19 protein-coding genes are annotated in these 20,890 nt (G+C 69.9%); 13 read left to right on the forward strand and 6 right to left on the reverse strand.

Annotation, left to right across the window (positions count from 1 at the left end):
* Nucleotides 1-4 precede the first annotated feature (4 nt).
* The 4 genes from G537_RS0111790 to G537_RS0111805 all read left to right on the forward strand — a co-directional run bounded on the left by G537_RS0111790 (nt 5) and on the right by G537_RS0111805 (nt 4,322).
* The gene (locus G537_RS0111790; protein WP_211230360.1) at nt 5-1,060 is read left to right on the forward strand and encodes a LacI family DNA-binding transcriptional regulator; all 1,056 of its coding nucleotides are present in this window, start codon (nt 5-7) and stop codon (nt 1,058-1,060) included.
* A gap of 84 nt (nt 1,061-1,144) precedes the next feature.
* Nucleotides 1,145-2,530 (forward strand): ABC transporter substrate-binding protein, encoded by a 1,386-nt coding sequence (locus G537_RS0111795; RefSeq protein WP_026870292.1) that lies wholly within the window; start codon nt 1,145-1,147, stop codon nt 2,528-2,530.
* Nucleotides 2,531-2,607: 77 nt separating this feature from the next.
* Nucleotides 2,608-3,489, forward strand: coding sequence for a carbohydrate ABC transporter permease (locus G537_RS0111800; RefSeq protein WP_026870293.1), 882 nt, complete (start codon nt 2,608-2,610; stop codon nt 3,487-3,489).
* On the forward strand, nt 3,486-4,322 hold the full coding sequence (locus G537_RS0111805) for a carbohydrate ABC transporter permease (protein ID WP_026870294.1): 837 nt from the start codon (nt 3,486-3,488) through the stop codon (nt 4,320-4,322). Before G537_RS0111800 ends, G537_RS0111805 begins: the two co-directional genes overlap by 4 nt.
* Nucleotides 4,323-4,389: 67 nt before the next feature.
* Here G537_RS0111805 and G537_RS0111810 read toward each other — a convergent pair whose 3' ends face one another.
* On the reverse strand, nt 4,390-4,722 hold the full coding sequence (locus tag G537_RS0111810) for a DUF1476 domain-containing protein (protein WP_026870295.1): 333 nt from the start codon (nt 4,720-4,722) through the stop codon (nt 4,390-4,392).
* A gap of 226 nt (nt 4,723-4,948) precedes the next feature.
* On the opposite strand from G537_RS0111810, the gene purC reads away from it, so the two are divergent.
* Entirely contained in the window at nt 4,949-5,716 is a 768-nt protein-coding gene (gene purC, locus G537_RS0111815; protein ID WP_026870296.1) for a phosphoribosylaminoimidazolesuccinocarboxamide synthase, read from the forward strand.
* Nucleotides 5,713-5,955 carry a phosphoribosylformylglycinamidine synthase subunit PurS gene (gene purS / locus G537_RS0111820; protein ID WP_026870297.1) on the forward strand — a complete coding sequence of 81 codons (243 nt, stop codon included), beginning with the start codon at nt 5,713-5,715 and terminating at the stop codon, nt 5,953-5,955. Before purC ends, purS begins: the two co-directional genes overlap by 4 nt.
* Nucleotides 5,956-6,082: 127 nt before the next feature.
* Here the strand turns inward: purS and G537_RS0111825 are convergent, their stop codons facing one another.
* Together G537_RS0111825 and gcvA are read right to left on the reverse strand one after the other, a co-directional pair.
* A complete protein-coding gene (locus G537_RS0111825) occupies nt 6,083-6,787 on the reverse strand; it encodes a tellurite resistance TerB family protein (RefSeq protein WP_026870298.1) in 705 nt (234 codons plus the stop codon).
* A 74-nt stretch (nt 6,788-6,861) separates the two neighbouring features.
* Nucleotides 6,862-7,794, reverse strand: coding sequence for a transcriptional regulator GcvA (gene gcvA, locus G537_RS0111830; protein ID WP_026870299.1), 933 nt, complete (start codon nt 7,792-7,794; stop codon nt 6,862-6,864).
* Nucleotides 7,795-7,920: 126 nt separating this feature from the next.
* Between gcvA and G537_RS37575 the strand changes: the two genes are divergently transcribed.
* A complete protein-coding gene (locus G537_RS37575) occupies nt 7,921-8,142 on the forward strand; it encodes a DUF1127 domain-containing protein (RefSeq protein WP_034851427.1) in 222 nt (73 codons plus the stop codon).
* Between the two features lie 3 nt (nt 8,143-8,145).
* Here the strand turns inward: G537_RS37575 and G537_RS37580 are convergent, their stop codons facing one another.
* Nucleotides 8,146-9,066 carry a transcriptional regulator GcvA gene (locus G537_RS37580; protein ID WP_051248329.1) on the reverse strand — a complete coding sequence of 307 codons (921 nt, stop codon included), beginning with the start codon at nt 9,064-9,066 and terminating at the stop codon, nt 8,146-8,148.
* A 140-nt stretch (nt 9,067-9,206) separates the two neighbouring features.
* On the opposite strand from G537_RS37580, the gene G537_RS0111845 reads away from it, so the two are divergent.
* The 5 genes from G537_RS0111845 to grxD all read left to right on the forward strand — a co-directional run bounded on the left by G537_RS0111845 (nt 9,207) and on the right by grxD (nt 13,109).
* Entirely contained in the window at nt 9,207-9,431 is a 225-nt protein-coding gene (locus G537_RS0111845; RefSeq protein ID WP_026870300.1) for a hypothetical protein, read from the forward strand.
* A gap of 174 nt (nt 9,432-9,605) precedes the next feature.
* Nucleotides 9,606-10,286: a phosphoribosylformylglycinamidine synthase subunit PurQ gene (gene purQ / locus G537_RS0111850; RefSeq protein ID WP_026870301.1), complete on the forward strand. Its 681-nt coding sequence runs from the start codon at nt 9,606-9,608 to the stop codon at nt 10,284-10,286.
* Entirely contained in the window at nt 10,283-12,508 is a 2,226-nt protein-coding gene (purL, locus tag G537_RS0111855; RefSeq protein WP_026870302.1) for a phosphoribosylformylglycinamidine synthase subunit PurL, read from the forward strand. The genes purQ and purL overlap by 4 nt, the downstream gene beginning before the upstream one ends.
* Before the next feature lie 2 nt (nt 12,509-12,510).
* Complete coding sequence (locus G537_RS0111860) at nt 12,511-12,747, forward strand: BolA family protein (protein ID WP_026870303.1); 237 nt, start codon at nt 12,511-12,513, stop codon at nt 12,745-12,747.
* 23 nt (nt 12,748-12,770) lie between these two features.
* A complete protein-coding gene (grxD, locus tag G537_RS0111865; RefSeq protein ID WP_026870304.1) occupies nt 12,771-13,109 on the forward strand; it encodes a Grx4 family monothiol glutaredoxin in 339 nt (112 codons plus the stop codon).
* An 87-nt stretch (nt 13,110-13,196) separates the two neighbouring features.
* Here grxD and G537_RS37585 read toward each other — a convergent pair whose 3' ends face one another.
* Both G537_RS37585 and G537_RS0111875 read right to left on the reverse strand, forming a co-directional pair.
* The gene (locus tag G537_RS37585; RefSeq protein ID WP_051248330.1) at nt 13,197-15,902 is read right to left on the reverse strand and encodes a calcium-binding protein; all 2,706 of its coding nucleotides are present in this window, start codon (nt 15,900-15,902) and stop codon (nt 13,197-13,199) included.
* A gap of 223 nt (nt 15,903-16,125) precedes the next feature.
* Nucleotides 16,126-19,329 carry an AfsR/SARP family transcriptional regulator gene (locus G537_RS0111875; protein WP_026870305.1) on the reverse strand — a complete coding sequence of 1,068 codons (3,204 nt, stop codon included), beginning with the start codon at nt 19,327-19,329 and terminating at the stop codon, nt 16,126-16,128.
* A 238-nt stretch (nt 19,330-19,567) separates the two neighbouring features.
* On the opposite strand from G537_RS0111875, the gene G537_RS0111880 reads away from it, so the two are divergent.
* A complete protein-coding gene (locus tag G537_RS0111880) occupies nt 19,568-20,815 on the forward strand; it encodes a CynX/NimT family MFS transporter (protein ID WP_026870306.1) in 1,248 nt (415 codons plus the stop codon).
* Nucleotides 20,816-20,890: the final 75 nt, after the last annotated feature.

Here is a 20,890-nt window from a genome sequence, read left to right on the forward strand (position 1 = left end):
AGCCATGCCCAAGCGTTCCCTCCGGCCGACCATGCGGGACGTCGCCCGTCTCGCCGGGGTCTCGCCGATGACCGTGTCCCGGGTGCAGGCCGGCAGCAGCCGGGTGGCGCCGGAGACGCGCGACCGCATCCGCCGGGCGATCGAGCAGCTCGGCTATGTCGACGACAAGGTCGCGGCCGCCCTGTCGTCGCGCCGCACCGGCTTCATCGCGACGCTGGTGCCGACCATCACCAACTCCAACTTCGCCGACACCGCGCACGCGCTGTCGGAGGTGCTGCGCCGGACCGGGTACCAGCTGCTGATCGGCTACACCCTCTACCGCATGAGCGAGGAGGAGGCGCTGGTCCGCACGATGCTGGAGCGCCGGCCCGAGGCGATCGTGCTGGCCGGCATGAACCACACCGAGGCGGCGTGCGCCATGCTGCGCAGCGCCGGCATCCCGGTGATCGAGATCTGGGACTGCGGCGCGGCCGACCCGATCGATCGGGCCGTCGGCTTCTCCAACATCGAGGCCGGCCGGGCCGCGGCGCGGCACCTGATCGCGCTGGGGCATCGCCGGATCGGCGGCATCGGCCCGGCGATCGACGGGGATTCCCGCGACTTCCGCGGCGGCGCCCGCCTGACCGGCTTCGCCGAGGCGCTGCGCGAGGCCGGGCTGCCGACCGATGCCATGGTCCATCGCGGCCAGGTGCCGCTGTCCTTCGCTGGCGGCGCCGCCGCCATGGCCCAGCTGCTCGACACCGCCGGGCCGATCGACGCCGTGTTCGCGGTCTCGGACCTCGCCGCCGTCGGCGCGCTGATGGAATGCCACCGCCGCGGCATCGCCGTGCCCGGGCAGGTCTCGATCCTGGGCTTCGGCGATTTCGAGATCGGCGCACAATGCGTGCCGGCGCTGTCCACCGTGCGGATCGATGCCGCCGGCATCGGCCACCGGGTCGGCGAGCTGCTGCTGCGCATCCTGGCCCCCGAGGACGACGCCCCGGCGCCGCCGCGGGTGATCGATGTCGGCTTCGAGATCGTCGAACGGGGCTCCACCGCCAGACGGCCGCGCCCCGGCTGACACCCCCGCTTCCAGCCGTTCGGAAGCCACCAGCAAGACGGCGCAAGCCGCGCCACCCCATTCCTCAGCTCTGGGAGAAGTTTCATGCCCAAGATCGGTCTCCGCCATCTCACGGCGGGTTGTGCCCTGGCCCTCGGCCTCGCCGCTGTCGCGCCCGCCCAGGCGCAGGACACCCTCACCGTCTGGGCCACCAAGGGGTTCTACAAGGGCGAGGACGACGCCCTGCTGGGCCTCGTCGACCGGTTCCAGAAGGCGACCGGCGTCAAGGTGGACCTGTCGCTGTATTCGACCGAGGACTGCATCGTGAAGTCGGTCGCCGCGGTCGAGGCCGGCACGCCGCCCGATGTCGGCTACTGCACCACCTTCGACTTCCGCACCACCGGCCAGTGGGCCTATGAGGGCCGGCTGGAGGACGTCAGCGACGTCATCGACCCGATCAAGGACCAGTTCCAGCCCGACGCGCTGTCCACCACCTTCCTGACGAACGGCAAGACCGGGCAGAAGGCCTACTACGCCTTCCCGATCGAACGCCAGACGATGCACATCTTCTACTGGAAGGACATGCTGCAGGACGCCGGCTTCAGCGAGGCCGACATCCCGACCACCTGGAACGAGTACTGGGACTTCTGGTGCGACAAGGTGCAGGCCGGCCTGCGCAAGAAGGGCAAGCGCATCTACGCCATCGGCCATCCGATGAGCGTCGCCGCCTCCGACACCTTCTTCAGCTTCCTGACCTGGGCCAACGCCTACAACGTCAAGATCGTCGACGAGAACGGCAAGATCGTGCTCGACCAGCCGGAGAACCGGGCGGCGATGATCGAGGCGGTGAAGAGCTACAGCTCGATCTTCAGCCGCGGCTGCACCCCGCCCTCCTCGGTCAACTGGCTCGACACAGACAACAACGTCAACTTCCACAACAAGACCACAGTCCTAACCCACAACGCGACGATCTCGATTCCCAGCAAGCATCTGGACGATTCGACCAACCCGTCGCTGAGCGAGGAGCAGCGGGCCCAGGCGAAGAAGAACTACGAGGAGAACATCCGCACCTCGCTGTTCCCGAAGAAGCCCGACGGCGGCACGCTGCCGAACCTGGCGGCGACCAAGACCGCGGTGATCTTCGCCGATTCCAAGAACAAGGCCCGGGCCAAGGAGTTCATGGCCTTCATGATGAAGGACGAGAACCTGACGCCCTTCGTCGAGGGCTCGGTCGGGCGCTGGTACCCGGTCACCAAGTCCGGCGCCGCCCGGCCGTTCTGGACCGACGGCAGCGACCCGCATCGCGCCGTGGTGTCGAAGCAGTTCACCGAGGGAACCGTGCCCTTCCCCTTCGTCTACAATTACCATTTTACCACGGTGAATGCGGAGAACGTCTGGGCCAAGGCGCTGAACCGCGTGGTCCAGGACGGGGTCTCGCCCGATCAGGCGGTTGATGAGATGATCGCCCGGATCAAGGAAATCGCGGGTTAGGACCGACCTGCCGGCCCGGCCCGCGCGCAGCCGCCGCGCGGGCCGGGCCGCAGCCCTTCTCAGAGAGGACTTAGCCGATGACCGCGACCACGATCCATGCGATCCCGGCCGCCGCCGGCGGCAGCCATCGCCGCACCTGGGCGACCTGGGGGGCGATCCTGCTCATCCCCTACATCGCCGTGTTCCTGGTGCTGGTGGCCTATCCGGTCGGCTACGGCCTCTATCTCGGCGCCAACCCGGACAGCTATCGGCGCCTGTTCGCCGACCCGATCTTCCTGACCGCGGCGGTGAACACGGTCCTGTTCCTGCTGATCGCGGTCAATGTGAAGATGCTGATCGCGCTCGGCCTGTCCGGCTTCTTCGCGGTGCCGCGCTGGTGGATCCGGCTGCTGCTGGTGCTGTTCATCCTGCCCTGGGCGGTGCCGTCGATCCCGACCATCCTGTCCTTCCGGGTCATGCTCAATCCCGAGACGGGCATGATCAACCAGCAGTTGTTCCGGCTGTTCGGCATCTTCGAGGGGCCGCCCTGGCTGACCGACCCGTGGCTGGCCTTCTTCGGCGCCGTCGCGGTCCATATCTGGAAGTCGCTGCCGTTCTGGACCCTGATCCTGCTGACCGGGCGCCTCGCCATCTCGCGCGACCTGTACGAGGCCGCGGCGGTCGACGGCGCCTCGCGCTGGCAGCGCTTCCGCTTCGTCACCTGGCCGTCGGTGGCGGCGCTCTACGTCACCTCGACCATCCTGTCGACGATCTGGACGCTGGGCGACTTCAACAGCGTCTACCTCCTGACCGGCGGCGGCCCGAACGACAGCACCCAGGTGCTGGCCACGCTCGGCATCCGCTACCTGCGCAACAACAACCTCGACCTCGGCGTCGCCTCGATCATCGTCGCCATGCCGCTGGTCCTGCCGCTGGTCTTCGTCATGGTGAAGCGCCTGTCCAAGGGAGGCGAGGCATGAAGCGCTGGTTCAATGAAGCGGTTCTGGTCCTGATCGCCATCCCGGTGGTGCTGTGGACCGTGGTGCCGCTGTACCACCTGTTCGTCCTGGCGATCTCGCCGCAGGACGCGGTCCTGGCCGGCGATCTGTGGCCGGAGAACCCGACCTTCTCCAACTTCCTGACCGTGTTCCGGCAGCAGCACTACTATCTCAGCAATTTCTGGCTGCAGCTCGGCAACAGCTTCTTCATCGCGGTCACCACCGGGATCGCGACCCTGTTCGTCGCCACCTGCGCCGCCTTCGCCATCAGCCGGCTGCGGGCGCGGGGCGGCCGCCAGGTGATGAACCTGGCGCTGGCCACCTATCTGATCCCGGCCGCCTTCCTGGCGGTGCCGATGTACAAGACGATGGGCTCCTACGGGCTGCTGGACACCCAGACCGCGCTGATCCTGGCGATGATCGCGCTGGCCTCGCCCTACGCCATCTGGGTGCTGAAGCAGGCCTCGGACAAGCTGCCGCGCGAGCTGGACGAGGCGGCGATCATGGACGGCGCCAAGCCGATGCAGATCTTCCGCATGGTCTATCTGCCGCTGATGCGCCCGTCCCTGGTGGCGATCGGCATCTATGCGCTGCTCCTGGCCTGGAACGAGTACCTCTACGCCTTCCTGCTGCTGTCGAGCGAACGGGCGGCGCCGCTGTCGGTCGGGCTGGGCCTGTTCCTGTCGGCCGACGATTCCCCCTGGAACCTCTTGATGGCGACCGGGCTGATCTACGCCGTGCCGCCCGCGGTGATCTACTACGTCTTCCGCAACGCCATGACCAGCGGCCTGACGGCGGGCGCGGTCAAAGGCTGACCGAACGGTCGGCCAAAGAAAAAGGGCGGCTCCGGCCGCCCTTTTCCGTTCCGTGAGAAGGCTGGCCTTACTTCGGCGTCGCCTCGGTCATGATCTGCTGCCGCGCCACGGCCAGCAGCGCATCCATCTTCTTGCGCAGCCGGTGGTCGGACAGGTCGACGTCGTGGATCTTCAGGTCGGCATAGACCTTGTCGTGCACGTCCTCGTCGGTCTGCTTCTCGAAGTCGGACATGATGACCTCCTTCGCATAGGACTCGGCGTCGGCGCCGGTCAGGCCCATCAGCTCGGCCGCCCACAGCCCCAGCAGCTTGTTGCGCCGGTTCTGGATCCGGAACAGCAGCTCCTGGTCGTGCTGGAACTCCGCCTCGAACGCCTGGGTCCGCGAGTCGAACGTGGTCATGCCGAATTCCCTTTCAGTGCCCGCCGGTTCGGTGTCCGCCGGCGTGGGCGCGCCTCATGGGCAGGATATAGCGTCTCCGGCCGTCACGGTCACGCCCGGAGGCGGACGGGAGCGCGCAATTGTTTACCGGAGCCGCGCTTGCTATATGTGCGCGGGCGTGGACGGCCTTTCCGGGACGTCCCGACCCTTTTTGCTGTTGGCATCACCGTTCCATGGACGTTCCCACATGAGCCGCCGCAGGCGCATCTACGAAGGCAAGGCCAAGGTCCTGTACGAGGGACCGGAGCCGGGCACGATCGTCCAGTACTTCAAGGACGATGCGACCGCGCACAACGGCCAGAAGAAGGCGGTGATCTCCGGCAAGGGGGTGCTGAACAACCGCATCTCCGAATACCTGATGACCCGGCTGTCCGAGATCGGCGTGCCGACGCATTTCATGCGCCGCCTGAACATGCGCGAGCAGCTGATCCACGAGGTCGAGATCATCCCGCTCGAGGTGGTGGTGCGCAACATCGCCGCCGGCTCGTTCTCCAAGCGCTTCAACGTGCCCGAGGGCACGCCGCTGCCGCGCTCGATCATCGAGTATTATCTGAAGTCGGACGAGCTCAACGACCCGATGGTGTCGGAGGAGCACATCACCGCCTTCGGCTGGGCCAACGCCCAGGACCTGGACGACATCGTCTCGCTGTCGCTGCGGGTGAACGACTACCTCACCGGCCTGTTCCTCGGCATCGGCCTCAAGCTGGTCGACTTCAAGCTCGAATTCGGCCGCCTGTACGACGAGAACGACGAGATGCGGATCGTCCTGGCCGACGAGATCAGCCCGGACAACTGCCGCCTGTGGGACGTGCAGACCAACGAGAAATTCGATAAGGATCGCTTCCGCCAGGATCTCGGCGGCGTCCTCGAGGCCTATCAGGAAGTGGCCCGGCGCCTCGGCATCCTGCCGGAGGGAAGTGTCGTCGACATCCGCGAGAGCCAGGTCGCCCCATGAAAGCGCGCATCCATGTCATGCTGAAGCCCGGCGTCCTGGACACCCAGGGCAAGGCGATCGGCCATTCCCTGCAGGGCCTGGGCTTCGACGAGGTCGGCGAGGTGCGGCAGGGCAAGGTGATCGAGGTCGAGATCGCCGCCGCCGATGCCGAGCAGGCCAAGGCGCGCCTCGACGAGATGTGCCGCAAGCTGCTGGCCAATCCGGTCACCGAGAGCTACACGATCGACTTGGTGGCCTGAGCCAGCCCCTCCTCTTTTGTCATTGCCGGGCTTGACCCGGCAATCCAGAGAGCGTCGAGACCTTCTGGATGCCCGGGTCAAGCCCGGGCATGACAGCAATGGGGATTGAGGCTGTGCCCTACATCCCTCACCCGACCGCCGCGGCCTGCGCCTCGAGATGCGCCGTCAGCCCCTCCGGCAGCTTCAGCCGCGCCGCCAGGTCGTCGAGATAGGCCTTCTCGCGCGGGTCGTCCGGATCGATCGCCAGGCGCGAGGCCAGCCAGATCTCCGCCGCCTGCTCCGGCGTCGCCGCCAGGGCCGCGATCGCCGCGACGTCGAGCGGCTTGGCCAGCTCGTCCATCACGAAGGCCTTTTCCTCGGTGTCGAGGTTGAGCTGGCCGATGCGGTCGAACAGCGCCCGCTGCTCCGTCGCGTCGATATGGCCGTCGGCCTTGGCCGCTGCGATCATCGCCCGCACCACGGCAACGCGGGCGTCACCCCCACCTGCGGCGCTCTGCGTCTCCAGGTCGAACGGGCTGCGCGGCGGCGGCAGGGGAATGGGCTGCTGCGCCGGCGGCTGGGCCGGGGCCGGCGCCCGGTTGGCCGACCAGTCCTGCCAGGCCTTGTAGGCGAGGCCGCCCAGCACCGCCGCGCCGCCATAACCCAGCGCCTTGCCGCCGAACTTGCGGAACTTCTTCGAGCCGAGGAGCAGGCCGATCACCCCGCCGCCAACGGCGCCCGTCGCCAGCGTCCCGAGATTGCCGGGCAGGCCCGGGCCCTTGCCGCCGGGCCCGCCGGGCCGCTTGGCACCGCCGCCCAGGAAGTCCTCGAACAGCTTCTTCGGGTCGATCACGTGCCTCTCCTTCGATCATTGCGTCGGATGGCAGATGGTCCGGCCGGGACGGCCCGACAAGGCCCGGGCGGAGCTCAACCGGCCGGTCGCGGCGGCGCGACCGGTTCCAGCGGCGCCGGGACGGTCTCGGCCGCGGCGGCGACGATCCAGTCACGGAAGGCCCGGACGATCGGTCGGCGCAGCGCCCGCGTCGTGGCGACGAAGTGGTAGCTGGCCTGGTTGTGCACGGAGAGATCGAGCGGCCGCACCAGCCGCCCCGCCGCCAGGTCGTCGGCCACCAGGGAGAACACGACGAGCGCCACCCCCTGCCCTTCGACCGCCGCCTGGATGGTCAGGGAGGAATCGCTGACCCGCGGCCCGCGCACCCAGTCGACATCCTGCATGCCGACCGCCCGCAGCCAGTCGCGCCAGGGCGCCAGGGACTGGTCGTGCAGCAGCGTCTGCCGGCGCAGGTCGTCGAGCGTGCGCAGCCCCGGCGGACCGTCGCGCAGCGCCGGGCTGCAGACCGGGAAGCTGTCCTCCGCGAACAGCCGGTCGCACGCCAGCCCCTCCCAGCCGCCCTGCCCCCAGCGGACGGCGCAATCCGCCTCGCCGCCCTCGAGATCCACCCGGTGGAGCGACGCCGTGACGTTGACGTCGATGTCGGGATGCGCCGCGGTGAAGCCCGGCAGGCGTGCCGTCAGCCACTTCGCGGCGAAGGACGGGGTGGTGCTGACCGTCAGCACGCCGGTCGCCCGGCCGGGCGCGATCTGCGCCGTAGCGTCGGCGATGCCGGCCAGGGCGGCGCTGACCAGCGGCAGGTAGATGCGGCCGGCCTCGGTCAGCTCCAGGCTGTTCTCGCGGCGGTGGAACAGCCTGACCGACAGCCAGTCCTCCAGCCGGCGCACCTGCTGGCTGACCGCGGCCTGGGTCACCGACAGCTCGGCCGCGGCACGGGTGAAGCTGCGATGCCGCGCCGCCGCCTCGAAGGCCCGCACCCCGTTCAGCGGCGGCAACCGCCAACCCATTCCGCCCCCTCAGGCCAAGTTTTTGTTGGGCTAGGGCCAGACTATCCCGTTTGCGGCCGCGGCCGCCAGGACCGATCTTGAAGACACGGGTCGACCCCTGATCCCACCCTCGATCAGGACCGTATCATGACCAGCTGCTGCATCGACGAACGCCGTGCGCCACCGCGCAAGCGGCCCTCCCCCATCCTGTCCCTGCTCCGCCGCGTCGCGGCCCTGCCGGCGCTGTGGTGCGCCCGGATCGAGGCGCGCACCCGGATGCAGCGCATGGACGACGAGACCCTGACCGATCTCGGCCTCCGCCGCGATCAGGTCGAGACCATGCGCCGCAAGCCGTTCTGGCGGGAGTGAGGTTCACGCCGCCGGCAGCGCCACCGACACTTCCGGCGCCCCCTCGGCCTCCGCCGCCACGGCGAACAGCCAGTCGCGGAAGGCCCGCACCAGCGGGCGGTTGAGGGCGTTCGGCGGCGCCACGAAGTAGTAGGCGTTGTCGCTCTTGAGCGAGAGCTGGAACGGGCGCACCAGCCGGCCGGCGCGCAGGTCGTCCATCACCAGCACCCGCTGCGCCAGCGCCACCCCCTGCCCCTCGATCGCCATCTGGATCAGCAGCGCCGAATCCTGCGTCCGCGGGCCGCGAACCCAGCCGAGATCCTCCATCCCCGCCGCCCGCAGCCAGTGCTTCCACTGCACCAGCGTCTCGTCGTGCAGCAGCCGGAAGCGGCGCAGATCCTCCAGGGTGCGCAGCCCGGCCTCGACCAGCGCCGGGCTGCAGACCGGGAAGGTGTTCTCGGAGAACAGCTTCTCCGCCACCACCCCTTCCCAGGCGCCACGGCCGAGCCGGATGGCGCAATCGACATTGTCCCGGGCGAAGTCGACGATCCGGGATTCGGCGTCGAGATTGACGTCGATCTCCGGATGCTGCTCAGTGAACAGGGGCATCCGCGACACCAGCCACTTGCGGATGAAGGACGGCATGGAGGAGACCGTCAGGATGCCGGAATGCGGCGGCGGCCGGATGCGGGCCGTGGCCTCGGCGATGGCGTCGAACGCGTCGCGCAGCACCGGCAGGTAGCTGCGGCCCACCTCGGTCAGCTCCAGCCCGCCCTCGGTGCGGTTGAACAGCTTGGCGCCGAGCCAATCCTCCAGCCGGCGCACCTGCTGGCTGACCGCGGCCTGGGTGACGGCCAGCTCCTCGGCGGCACGGGTGAAGCTTTCGTGGCGGGCCGCGGCCTCGAAGGCGCGGGCACCGTTCAGCGGCGGCAGGCGGCGGCGCATGGCTCCCCCTCGTCGGATCCAGTCGATAGATTCTCTTATAACACCCACGAGAATATCCTGTTTGCGGTTTGTTCTCCAGAATCCGATCCTCAAGGCATTCCCGATGACCGACCGAACGCCCCGACGGAAGGGAAGATGCCATGACGACCGCCTGCACCGACCGCGCCGCGATCCAGCATCGCGCCACCTTGCCGACCGGCCGCTCCGGCCTGCGCGCCCTGATCGGCGCCGCCGCGGCCGCGCTGGGCGCCCGCCGCGGCGCCCGCCTGCCGGCGGAGACGCTCGATGATCACATGCTGCGCGACATCGGCCTCGATGCTCCGGCGGCCGTCAGCGACCCGCGCGACCTGCTGCTGCGCCTTTGATCTGCAGCCTCCCTGCGACTGGCCCCTGCTGGATCCGGATCCGCCCGTGCGGATCCGGTTTTTTCTGGCCTCCGGCCCTGCCGCCCGACACGGCCCCGAGGCCGCGACGCCGCGCATGACAGCACAGCCCGCGGCGCCCTTGCCAAGCCCCGGCGGGACCGCTACATCCCGCCCATGCAAGCCGCCGTCATCGTCTTCCCGGGATCGAACGCCGACCGAGACCTCGCCGTGGCACTCTCCCACGCGACCGGACGGCCGACCCATATGGTCTGGCACCGCGACACCGAGCTGCCGCCCGTCGACCTGATCGCCATCCCCGGCGGCTTCTCCTACGGCGACTATCTCCGCTCCGGCGCCATGGCGGCGCAGTCGCCGATCATGGGCGCGATCCGGCAGGCGGTGGCCCGCGGCGTGCCGACCGTCGGCATCTGCAACGGCTTCCAGATCCTGACCGAGGCGGGACTTCTGCCCGGCGCCCTGCTGCGCAATGCCGGGCTGAAATTCGTCTCCCGCACCGTGGCGATGCGGGTCGAGACCTCGAACAGCCCGTTCACCCGCGGCTATAACGCCGGGCAGACGGTGCGCATCCCGATCCAGCACCATGACGGCTGCTACTTCGCTGACCCGGACACGCTGAAGCGGCTGGAGGACGAGGACCGCGTCGCCTTCCGCTACATCGCGGACGAGGACGGCCGCGGCAATCCGAACGGCAGCCTGAACGACATCGCCGGCATCCTGTCCGAGAACCGGCGGGTGCTCGGCATGATGCCCCATCCCGAGCGCGCGTCGGAGCCGGAGCACGGCAACACCGACGGCCGCGCCATGTTCGAAGGCCTGGCGCAGATCCTTTCATGACCGCACCGTCCAACGCCCCTCAGGAACCCGAAGTCACCCAGGCGCTGGCGGCGGAGTTCGGCCTGACCGCCGACGAATTCGCCCTGACCCAGCAGATCATGGGCCGGATGCCGACGCTGACCGAGCTCGGCATCTTCTCGGTGATGTGGTCGGAGCACTGCTCCTACAAATCCTCCCGCCGCTGGCTGAAGCAGCTGCCGACCACCGCCCCCTGGGTGATCTGCGGCCCCGGCGAGAATGCCGGCGTGATCGACATCGGCGACGGCCAGGCCGCCATCTTCAAGATGGAGAGCCACAACCACCCGAGCTTCATCGAGCCGTACCAGGGCGCCGCGACCGGCGTCGGCGGCATCCTGCGCGACGTGTTCACCATGGGCGCGCGGCCGGTGGCGAACATGAACGCGCTGCGCTTCGGCAGCCCGGACCATCCGAAGACCCGGCACCTGGTGGCGGGCGTGGTCGCCGGCATCGGCGGCTACGGCAACTGCGTCGGCGTGCCGACGGTGGGCGGCGAGACCAATTTCCACCCGTCCTACAACGGCAACATCCTGGTCAACGCCATGACCGTGGGCGTGGCCCGGACGGACAAGATCTTCTATTCGGCCGCCGGCGGCATCGGCAACCCGGTGGTCTATGTCGGCTCCAAGACCGGGCGCGACGGCATCCACGGCGCCACCATGGCCTCGGCCGAGTTCGACGAGGCGTCGGAGGAGAAGCGCCCGACCGTGCAGGTCGGCGACCCCTTCACCGAGAAGCTGCTGATCGAGGCCTGCCTGGAGCTGATGGCGACCGACGCCATCGTCGCCATCCAGGATATGGGCGCGGCCGGCCTCACCTCCTCCTCGGTCGAGATGGCCGGCAAGGGCGGCTGCGGCATCGAGCTGGACCTCGACCGCGTGCCGCAGCGCGAGACCGGCATGGTCCCCTACGAGATCATGCTGTCGGAAAGCCAGGAGCGGATGCTGATGGTGCTGAAGCCCGGCCGCGAGGCCGAGGCCGAGGCGATCTTCCGCAAATGGGAGCTGGACTTCGCGGTGATCGGCCGCGTCACCGACACCGGCCGCCTGGTCATCAAGATGCACGGCATGGTCTGGGCCGACATGCCGGTGGCGGAGCTGGTCGACGCCTCGCCGAACTACGCCCGGCCCTGGGAGCCGACACCGAAGCAGCCGGAGATCCCGGCGGCGTCCCTGCCCCTGCCGGAGGCGCCCGAGGCGGTGCTGACGCGCCTCCTGGCCTGCCCCGACCTCGCCTCCAAGCGCTGGATCTGGGAGCAGTATGACAGCCAGGTGGGGGCCGACACCGTCGCCCTGTCCGGCCAGGCCGATGCGGCGCTGGTGCGGGTGCATGGCACCGGCAAGCTCCTGGCCATCACCACCGACTGCACGCCGCGCTACTGCTTCGCCGACCCCGAGGCCGGCGGCGCCCAGGCCGTCGCCGAGGCGTGGCGGAACCTGACCGCCACCGGCGCCAAACCGCTCGCGATCACCGACAACATGAACTTCGGCAACCCCGAGAAGCCGCGGATCATGGGCCAGTTCGTCGGCTGCATCCAGGGCATGAAGGCCGCCTGCGAAGCGCTTGATTTCCCGGTCGTTTCCGGCAACGTCTCGCTCTACAACGAGACCTCCGGAGAGGCCATCCTGCCGACCCCGGCGATCGGCGGCGTCGGGCTGATCGAGGCCGGCGGTCGCCATGTCCGGCTCGGCTTCAGGAACGCCGGCGAAGCCATTGTCCTGATTGGCGAAACCAAGGGCCATCTCGGTGCGTCGCTGTATGCCCGCGAGATCCACGGCCGCGAGGACGGCGCGCCGCCGCCGGTCGACCTGGCAGCCGAGCGCCGCAACGGCGACCTGGTGCGGGCGCTGATCCAGGATGGCTCGGCGACCGCCTGCCACGACCTGTCCGATGGCGGCCTCTATATCGCCCTGGCGGAGATGGCGATGGCCGGCCGGATCGGCGCCGAGATCGACCTGCCGGCCCAGGCCGAGCTGCTGTTCGGCGAGGACCAGGGCCGCTATCTGGTGACCACGGCCGACGGCGAGGCGCTGCTGGCGCGGGCCCGGGCCGCCGGCGTTCCGGCGCGGATCATCGGCCGCACCGGCGGCGACGTGTTGAAGCGCAAGGACGGCGGGGCCATATCCGTGGCTGAGCTGCGCCGCGTCAACGAGGCGTGGTTGCCGGACTACATGACGGACATCGTGCAGGCGGGAGAGGCGTAGAGATGGCGATGGACCCGGCGGAGATCGTCCGCCTGATCAAGGAGGGGCTGCCCGGCGCCGAAGTGCGGATCGAGGATCTGCGCGGCGACGGCGACCACTACGCCGCCTATGTCACCAGCCCCGCCTTCACCGGCAAGAGCCGCGTGCAGCAGCATCAGATGGTCTATCAGGCCTTGGGCGGCCGGATGGGCAACGAGCTGCACGCGCTGATGCTGCACACCTCCGCCGCCGAAGCCTGACCCTCACCGCAAGCGAGTTCCCCATGGACAATCCCGTCTTCGAGCGCATCCGCGGCGACATCGCCGGCACCGACGTCGTCGTCTACATGAAGGGCACCCCGGTCTTCCCGCAATGCGGCTTCTCCGCCGCTGTGGTGCAGGTGCTGACCCATCTCGGCGTGCCGTTCAAGGGCATCGACGTCCTGACCGACCCGGGTCTGCGCCAGGGCATCAAGGACTTCTCGAACTGGCCGACCATCCCGCAGGTCTACGTCAAGGGCGAGTTCGTCGGCGGCTGCGACATCATCCGCGAGATGTTCCAGACCGGCGAGCTGCAGGAGCTGCTGGAGAGCAAGGGCATCGCCGTCGCCGCCCAGGGCTGACGCGGGCCCTCGGATCATCTGAGCCGGACAGGAATGCCCGCCCCTTCCGGGGCGGGCATTGTCATGTTGATCCGACATCGTCGCTGGCTACAGCACGAAGTCGGCGGCCGCCAGGGCGACGGCGCCGGTCAGGGTGATATGGAAGTCGGTGACCTTGTCGCCGTTGAGGTCGCCGGCGATGGTGGTGACGCCACCGGAGACGGCGTAGCGGAGCTGGCCGGCGACGCCGGTGTAGAGCCCGGTGCCGATGAAGGTGAAGGCCTGGTTTCCGGCCGCGCCAGCATTGGCGTCGATCGCCGACAGGTCGATGCGGTCGCCCTGGGCGTGGCTGAAATCGGTGATCCGGTCGGCCCCGGCACCGGTCGGGCTGTGCGTCGTGCTGCCATACACGAAACGATCGGTCCCCAGCCCACCAGTCAGCGTATCCTTGCCGTCGCCGCCCGTGAGCACGTCGTTGCCGTTCCAGCCCTGCAACACGTTGGCCCCGGCGTTCCCGACCAGGCTGTCATTGCCCTGGCTGCCGCTGACGTTCTCGATATTGTACAGGGTGTCGCCCTGGGCGTCGCCGCCGATGCCGGCGCCGGTCGTCAGGTTGACCACGACCCCGACCGAACCGGTGTAGTAGCTGGCGGTATCGGTGCCGGCGCCGCCATCGAGATAATCGGCCCCCGCATCCCCCCGCAGGACGTCGTTGTCCGCCCCGCCATAGAGCCAGTCGTTGCCGGCGTCGCCGCTGATGGTGTCGTTGCCGGCGTCGCCATAGAGGCTCTCGGAATCGACCGATCCGATCAGGATGTCGACGCCGTCGCCACCCGACCCGTAATCGCTGCCGCCACCATTGGTCTCGATCCGGTCGTCGCCCGCGCCGCCATACATGTAGTCCCGGCCGGCGCCGCCGCGGAGGATGTCGTTGCCGTCATTCCCCGACAGGCTGTCGTCGCCGGTGCTGCCGCCGAGCGTGTCGTTGGCGGCCCCGCCCGTGAGGTTGTCGTTGCCGCCCGCCCCGTTCAGGACATCCGTGCCGTCACCGCCATGGATGGCATCGTTGCCGGTGCCGCCGGCAATGCTGTCATTGCCCGTCCCGGCGTAGTAGGTCATCGCCTCCATGTTGATCGCCCGGCTGCCGTCGCTGCCGGCGGCGCCGTTCAGGACAAAGGTGACACCGACCGTGGTGGTGCTGCGGTCGACATAGAGCGTGTCGATGCCGGCGCCGCCATCGACGACGTCGATCCCGATGCCGGTGCTGATGTAGTCGTCGCCGTCACCGCCGCTGATCGCATCGTTGTCGGCGCCGCCATAGAGCGAATCATTGCCGGCATAGCCGTAGATCGTGTCGTTGCCGGCGTCGCCGTACAGGCTGTCCGCATCGGCCGACCCGACCATGGTGTCCTTGCCGTCGCCGCCCGAGCCGTAGTCGCCGCCACCGCCGCCGGTCTCGATCCGGTCGTCGCCGGCGTTGCCATACAGGTAATCCCGGCCGGCGAGGCCGCGAAGGATGTCGTTGCCGTCGTTCCCGGACAGGCTGTCGTCGCCATCGCCGCCGCCGAGCGTGTCGTTGGCGGCACCCCCGTTGAGGTTGTCATTGCCCGCTGCCCCGTTCAGGACATCGGTCCCGTCGCCTCCATGGATGGCGTCGTTGCCGCCGGCCCCGGTGATGGTGTCGTTGCCCGACCCGGCATAGTAGGTCATCGTCTCCATGTTGATCGCCCGGCTGCCATCGCTGCCGGCGGCGCCGTTCAGGACGAAGGTGACCCCGACGGTGGCGGTGCTGCGGTCGACATAGAGCGTGTCCGTGCCGGTGCCGCCGTCGACGACATCGGCGCCGATGCCGGTGGCGATATAGTCGTCGCCATCGCCGCCGCTGATCGCATCGCTGTCGGCGCCGCCATAGAGCGAATCATTGCCGGCATAGCCGTAGATCGTGTCGTTTCCGGCATCGCCGTACAGGGTGTCGGCATCGGCCGACCCGACCATAGTGTCCTTGCCGTCGCCGCCCGAGCCGTAGTCGCCGCCACCGCCCCCGGTCTCGATCCGGTCGTCGCCGATGCCGCCATACAGGTAATCCCGGCCGGCGAGGCCGCGAAGGATGTCGTTGCCGTCGTTCCCGGACAGGCTGTCGTCGCCATCGCCGCCGCCGAGCGTGTCGTTGGCGGCACCCCCGTTGAGGTTGTCATTGCCCGCTGCCCCGTTCAGGACATCGGTCCCGTCATAGCCGTAGATCGTGTCGTTGCCGCCGGCCCCGGTGATGGTGTCGTTGCCCGACCCGGCATAGTAGGTCATCAGCTCCATGTTGATCGCCCGGCTGCCGTCGCTTCCGGCGGCGCCGTTCAGGGTGAAGCTGACGCCCGTGGCTGTGGTGCTGCGGTCGACATAGAGCGTGTCGGTTCCGGCGCCGCCATCGACGATGTCGATCCCGATGCCGGTGGCGATGTAGTCGTCGCCGTCACCGCCGCCGAGGTTGTCGTTGCCGGCACCGCCATAGAGCGTGTCGTTGCCGGCCGCCCCGGTGATGACGTCGTTGCCGGCGTCGCCGTACAGGCTTTCGGCGTCGGCCGACCCGATCAGGGTGTCGTTGCCGTCACCGCCCGAGCCGTAATCGCCGCCACCGCCCCCGGTCTCGATCCGGTCGTCACCATCGCCGCCATACATGTAGTCCCGGCCGACGCCGCCACGGAGAATATCGTTGCCCGCGTATCCCTGCAGGGTGTCGTCCCCCGCAAGGCCGTCGATCGTGTCGGCACCGGCGGTCCCGTTCAGGGAGTCGTTGCCGGGAGTTCCTGGAATGATCGCCATCGTGACTATGCCTTCTGTTCAAACACCACGATCTCCAGGCCGGCTCCGACACGCTGCCATGCCCGCAAGGCCGAAGCCTCGGGCGGACACCGGCGGTCACCGAGCCTGAAAAGGAACGCTCAGCCTGCCGTGGCGCGGCGTGTTCGGCATCAGCCGAACGGAGGGTGCGCGGTGTCGCGCGGATGTGTATGATGTTCGGCCTTTTTTGCCGATTCGAAGCGGCTTACGCGGGGCGCAGCAGCGGCTTCACCAGGCCGTGGATCACGGCGGAGGGAACGGCGCCCGGCGTCGCCCGCAGCATCCGTTCATAGCGCTCATAGTCGTCGAGCGCCCCGGCCATGTCGGCCTGGGCCAGCCGGCCGCGGATCAGTGCCTCATGGATCCGGGCCGAGTCCGGATAGAGATCGAGCGCGTGCAGATACAGGGCCCGGGCGCGGCCGGGATCGCTCCGCTGCTCATGCCGACGGCCGAGATGCAGTGCCAGGTCGAGGAACCGGTCGCGCAGGCGGTTGGCGGCCGGCAGCGACCATGCGGCATCGGCCCCACGCGGCGCCACCGGACCGGGGAAGTCGAAGATCAGGTGGTCGAGGTCCGGCCCGGCACCGTCGGCGGCGGCAGCCTGGCGGAGGCGAAGCTCCCAATCGTCCAGATCGACCCAGACCTTGTCCGGCGCCAGGCGCAGCCGGCCTTCGCGCTGCAGCACCAGATCGGCCCGCCCGAGCAGCCGGCGCAGCCGGTGCAGCGCCTGCTCGCAGGCGGCCCGCGCCCGATCCCCGTCGGCGTCCGGCCAGAACCAGTCCTGCAGCTCCTCGATGCCGCAGCTATGGTCCCGGGCCAGCGCCAGGGCCCACAGGATGTCGAGCGACCGCGTGGGCGGCTTCGGCCCGGGATCCAGCGGCCCTTCCTCCCGGTCGAGACGGAACCCGCCCAGGACATGGATGCGCAGCGCCCAGGGCCAACGCGTCGGCCGGCGCTGCGGCGGCGGCAACCGGCGCTGCCCGATCAGCGAGCGGCAGAACTCGGTCTCGACGCCCTCGTCGAGCGCTCCGGCACAGAGCTCCGCCAGAAGCAGCGGCAGGTTCGGCAGGACCGCCGACCAGCCTGTGGCCCGCAGGACCCCGATGGCCTCCCGGAGCCGTTCGGGATACCCGGCCTGTCCGGCCCGTTTCGCCTCCAAGCTCCGCGCGATCAGCACACAGGCTTCCGTGCGCCGCGCCACGGCGCCGTCGAACAGGGGCAGGCGCGCCTCCAGGAACGCGGCCGCCTCCGCCGGCTTGCCGTCGGCCAGCAGCACCTGGAACAGGGTGATGAAATGCGGCCAGCGCTCGATCGGCGGCTCGTCCGCCGCCTCGATCGCGGTCATGAAGCGGTCGCAGGCCCGGTACGCCTCGGGGAGATTGCCCTGCCGGGTGTGCATCGCGGCCTGGCAGTCCGCCACCACGGCGACCTGGGTCGTGTAGCGGCTGTCCGCGATCTGCGCCAGGCGGTCGACCAACCCGGCGAACTCCTCCCAGTCGTTGCGCAGCTTCCTCTGCAATTGCAGGTGGTAGAGGGCGCCGAACTCGACCCCGCGCAGCGCCTCGCGCTCGCCGATGGCGATGGCCGCGCGCAGGGCCTGCTCCGCCTCGGCATAGGGGAAACCACGCCGGGCATAGGGGAAGTAGTAGCGTCCCCGGACCGCACCGAAATCGACCAGCCAAAGGCCGAGCACCCAGGGCGACACGGCGGGGTCACGCAGATCCTCCGCCACGCTGTCGACGGCGGTCTCGAACAGCTCCGCATTGCCGGTCGAGCCGGCATAGGAGATCAGGATCTGGCTGGCATGCAGGCGCGAGGTCGGCGAATCGCCGGCCCGGCGCGTCGCCAGCCGCGCAACCAGATCCTCCACCAACCGACCCGCCGCCTGCATACCGCGGCGATAGTCGTCGGCATAGACGCAGGCCCGCAGCAGCCCGACCCGGACCAGCAGATGCTCGTCGGCCGGAAGGTCCGGCAGCCCCGCGTCCAGCAGCGCGAAGGCGCGCCGGGTCCAGTCGGCCAGCCCGTGATGCGTGCGCCAGCTGTCGGTCTTGACCAGGACCGCGCGCGCCACGGCGAGGCAGCGGCCGCGCGCATCGCCGTCGCGGGCGAAGGCGTCCCACGCCCGCGACAGCCATGCCTCCGCCGTCCCGTCGTCCGGCATCGCGGCGACACCCGCCCAGTAGCACAGCCAGCCGTCGAACGCGTCGTCGGGAAGCCGCGCGCACCAATCGGCGAAGGTGGCGCGGCGGCCCTGGGCCAGAACGGCCTCGGCATGGCCGGTCATCAGCCCGCGGGCAAGCTCCCAGGCCCGGCCCTGGAGGGCGAGGTCGATGGCGTCCTCGATGCGCCCGGCGTCGCTGAGCACCGTCGCGGCCCGGATCCGCAGCCGAGCCTGCTCCTCCTCCGGCATGCGCCGGGCGAAGCGGTCGTGCAGGAAGCTGCGCAGCAGGTCGTGCAGAGTGAAGACGGCCTGGGCGGTATCGCCGCGCGCGACCAGAAGCTGCCGCCGGTGCAGGCGTTCCAGAAGGCTGCGCGCCTGATCGGAGTCCGCCATCGCCCTGGCCAGGCCGGCGGTGATCTCGGGCAGCAGGTTCAGCTTCAGCAGCATGTCCTGCTCGGCCGCCGGCAGCGTCTCGAACAGCTGGGCCCCGAGCACGTCGAACATCGCGTCCTCGCGGCCCTGCAGCGGGTCCGCCGCCATGGCCTCGATCCGGGCATCGGCAGCGATTCCCGATTCCGCCAGCAGCACCAGCCCGGCGGCCCAGCCCCGCGCCGCGCTGACATCGAGGGCCGACGCGGTGCGAAGCAGATGAGCGGTGACGAGGTCGCGCGCCTCCTCGTCCGAGAAGGCGAGATCGGCCTGGTCGATCACGGCGAGGCGGCCGTCGCGCCGCAGACCGGCGAGCTCGGCCGGCGGCAGGATGCGGGCCAGGCAGAGGCAGCGCAGCGTCTGCGGCAGCTCTTGCAGCAGGATCGTCAGCACGCCCCGGAAACCGGGCGCGTCGGCGGCATGCAGATCGTCGAGCACCAGCAGCGTGCCGGGCCGCAGCCGGGCGAAGAGGGCCCGCAGGAACCGGCGAGCAAAGGCCTCGGGCTGGTCGGCATACTCCGGCCCGAACACCGGCAGGCGTCGGGCCAGGCCCGCCGGCAGGGCCTGGCCGAGGAAGTGGAAGAAGGCGGCGATGTCCTGGTCGCCGTCGTCGACGCGATACCAGAGATGCGGTTCCCGGCGGTCCTGCAGATAGTCGACGGCGGCCGTGGTCTTGCCGTAGCCCGCCGGCGCGGCCAGCCAGCAGCAGCAGCCGCCGCGCAGCCCCCGGTCGATGGCATCGAGAATGCGGGGCCGCCGAACGATATGGCTCGGCCGCGGCGTGATCAGCTTTACGGCGATCGGCGAAGCCGCCATGACGCTCTCCCCCGCGGCATTCTAGCAGATTCTTGTCCGATGAATGACAGCCGACCGCTTGCCGGCCCCGGCCATGCCGAGCCCTGGACCCAGGCATGACGAGGAGGGGCGGGCAGCAACGCCCCACTCCGGTCCAGAATGGGCCAACCGCCCCGCGACCGACCGGGGCGGACATCGTTTCGTGGCCAGGAGGATGCCCGTGGTGTCGACAGCCGAGCAGGATCGGAAGGCCCGAGGCATGCCTCCCGACCTGGCCGACGAACTGCTGATCGACGCCGAGGTCGACGACGTCCCGGCGCCGCCGACGCCGCTCAAGGCCGGATGGCTGCTGGTCGTCAGCCTGGTTCTGATCGCGCTCAACCTGCGCCCGGCGCTGTCCAGCCTGGGGCCGGTCCTGAAGGAGATCATCGCCGATACCGGCATCTCCGCCGGCGGCGCCAGCCTGCTGACCACGGCGCCGGTGGTGTGCCTCGGCCTGTTCGGCGTTCTGGCCCCGCGGATCAGCCGGCGGCTCGGCACCGAGCGGGCGGTGCTGGCGCTGCTGCTGGTGCTGGCGGTCGGCACCGCGCTGCGCGGCCTGGGCACGCCCCCTGCCCTGCTGCTGGGCGCCATCCTGGCCGGGGCCGGCATCGGCGTCACCAACGTGCTGCTGCCCGGCATCGTCAAGCGCGACTTCCCGGACAAGGCGCCGCTGATGACCGGGGTCTACACCATGGCGCTGTGCGCCGGCGCCGCCGTCGCCGCCGGCAGCACCCTGCCGCTCGCCCGCGCCGCCGATGGGTCCTGGGCCGCGGCCCTGGCCTTCTGGGCCGTGCCCGCGGTGATCGCGGCGCTGGTCTGGCTGACCCAGATCCCACCCCGCCGAGGCCCGGCCGCCCATGCCGGCTTCACCGTGCGCGGCCTGTGGACCGACCCGCTGGCCTGGCAGGTGACGCTGTTCATGGGGCTGCAATCCTCTCTGGCCTACAGCGTCTTCGGCTGGCTGGCCCCGATCCTGCGCGACCGGGGCATCGAGGGCGTGACCGCCGGGATCATGGTCTCGGTCTCGATCATGGTGCAGGTCGCGGCCGCCCTGGTGGCGCCGTCGCTGGCGACCCGCGGCCGCGACCAGCGGCTGGCTGCGCTGCTGTGCATGGCGTTCTCGCTCGTCGGGTTCCTGGGCTGCATCTTCGCGCCGCTCGGCACCGTCTGGCTCTGGATCGTGCTGCTCGGCATCGGCCAGGGTGCCGCCTTCGCCGTGGCGCTGACGCTGGTGGTGCTGCGCACGCCGGACGCCCATGTCGCGGCCCACCTCTCCTCGATGTCGCAGGGCGTGGGCTACACGCTGGCGTCCGGCGGACCGCTGCTGATCGGCCTCTTGCACGACTGGACCGGCGGCTGGGCGGCGGCGGGGCTGTTCGTGCTCGCCATCGGCACCGCCGCCGCCCTCGCCGGCCTCGGCGCCGGCCGGGCCCTGCAGGTCGGGGCCCGGGCCGTCGCGCGCTGATTCGAGCCCGGCCGGCCATCCGCGGAACCTCGCGGCTGATCTCGATGTTCCCGACGCATGGACGGAGCGTCGGAA

It is taken from the genome of Inquilinus limosus DSM 16000 (assembly GCF_000423185.1).
GTDB lineage: Bacteria > Pseudomonadota > Alphaproteobacteria > DSM-16000 > Inquilinaceae > Inquilinus > Inquilinus limosus.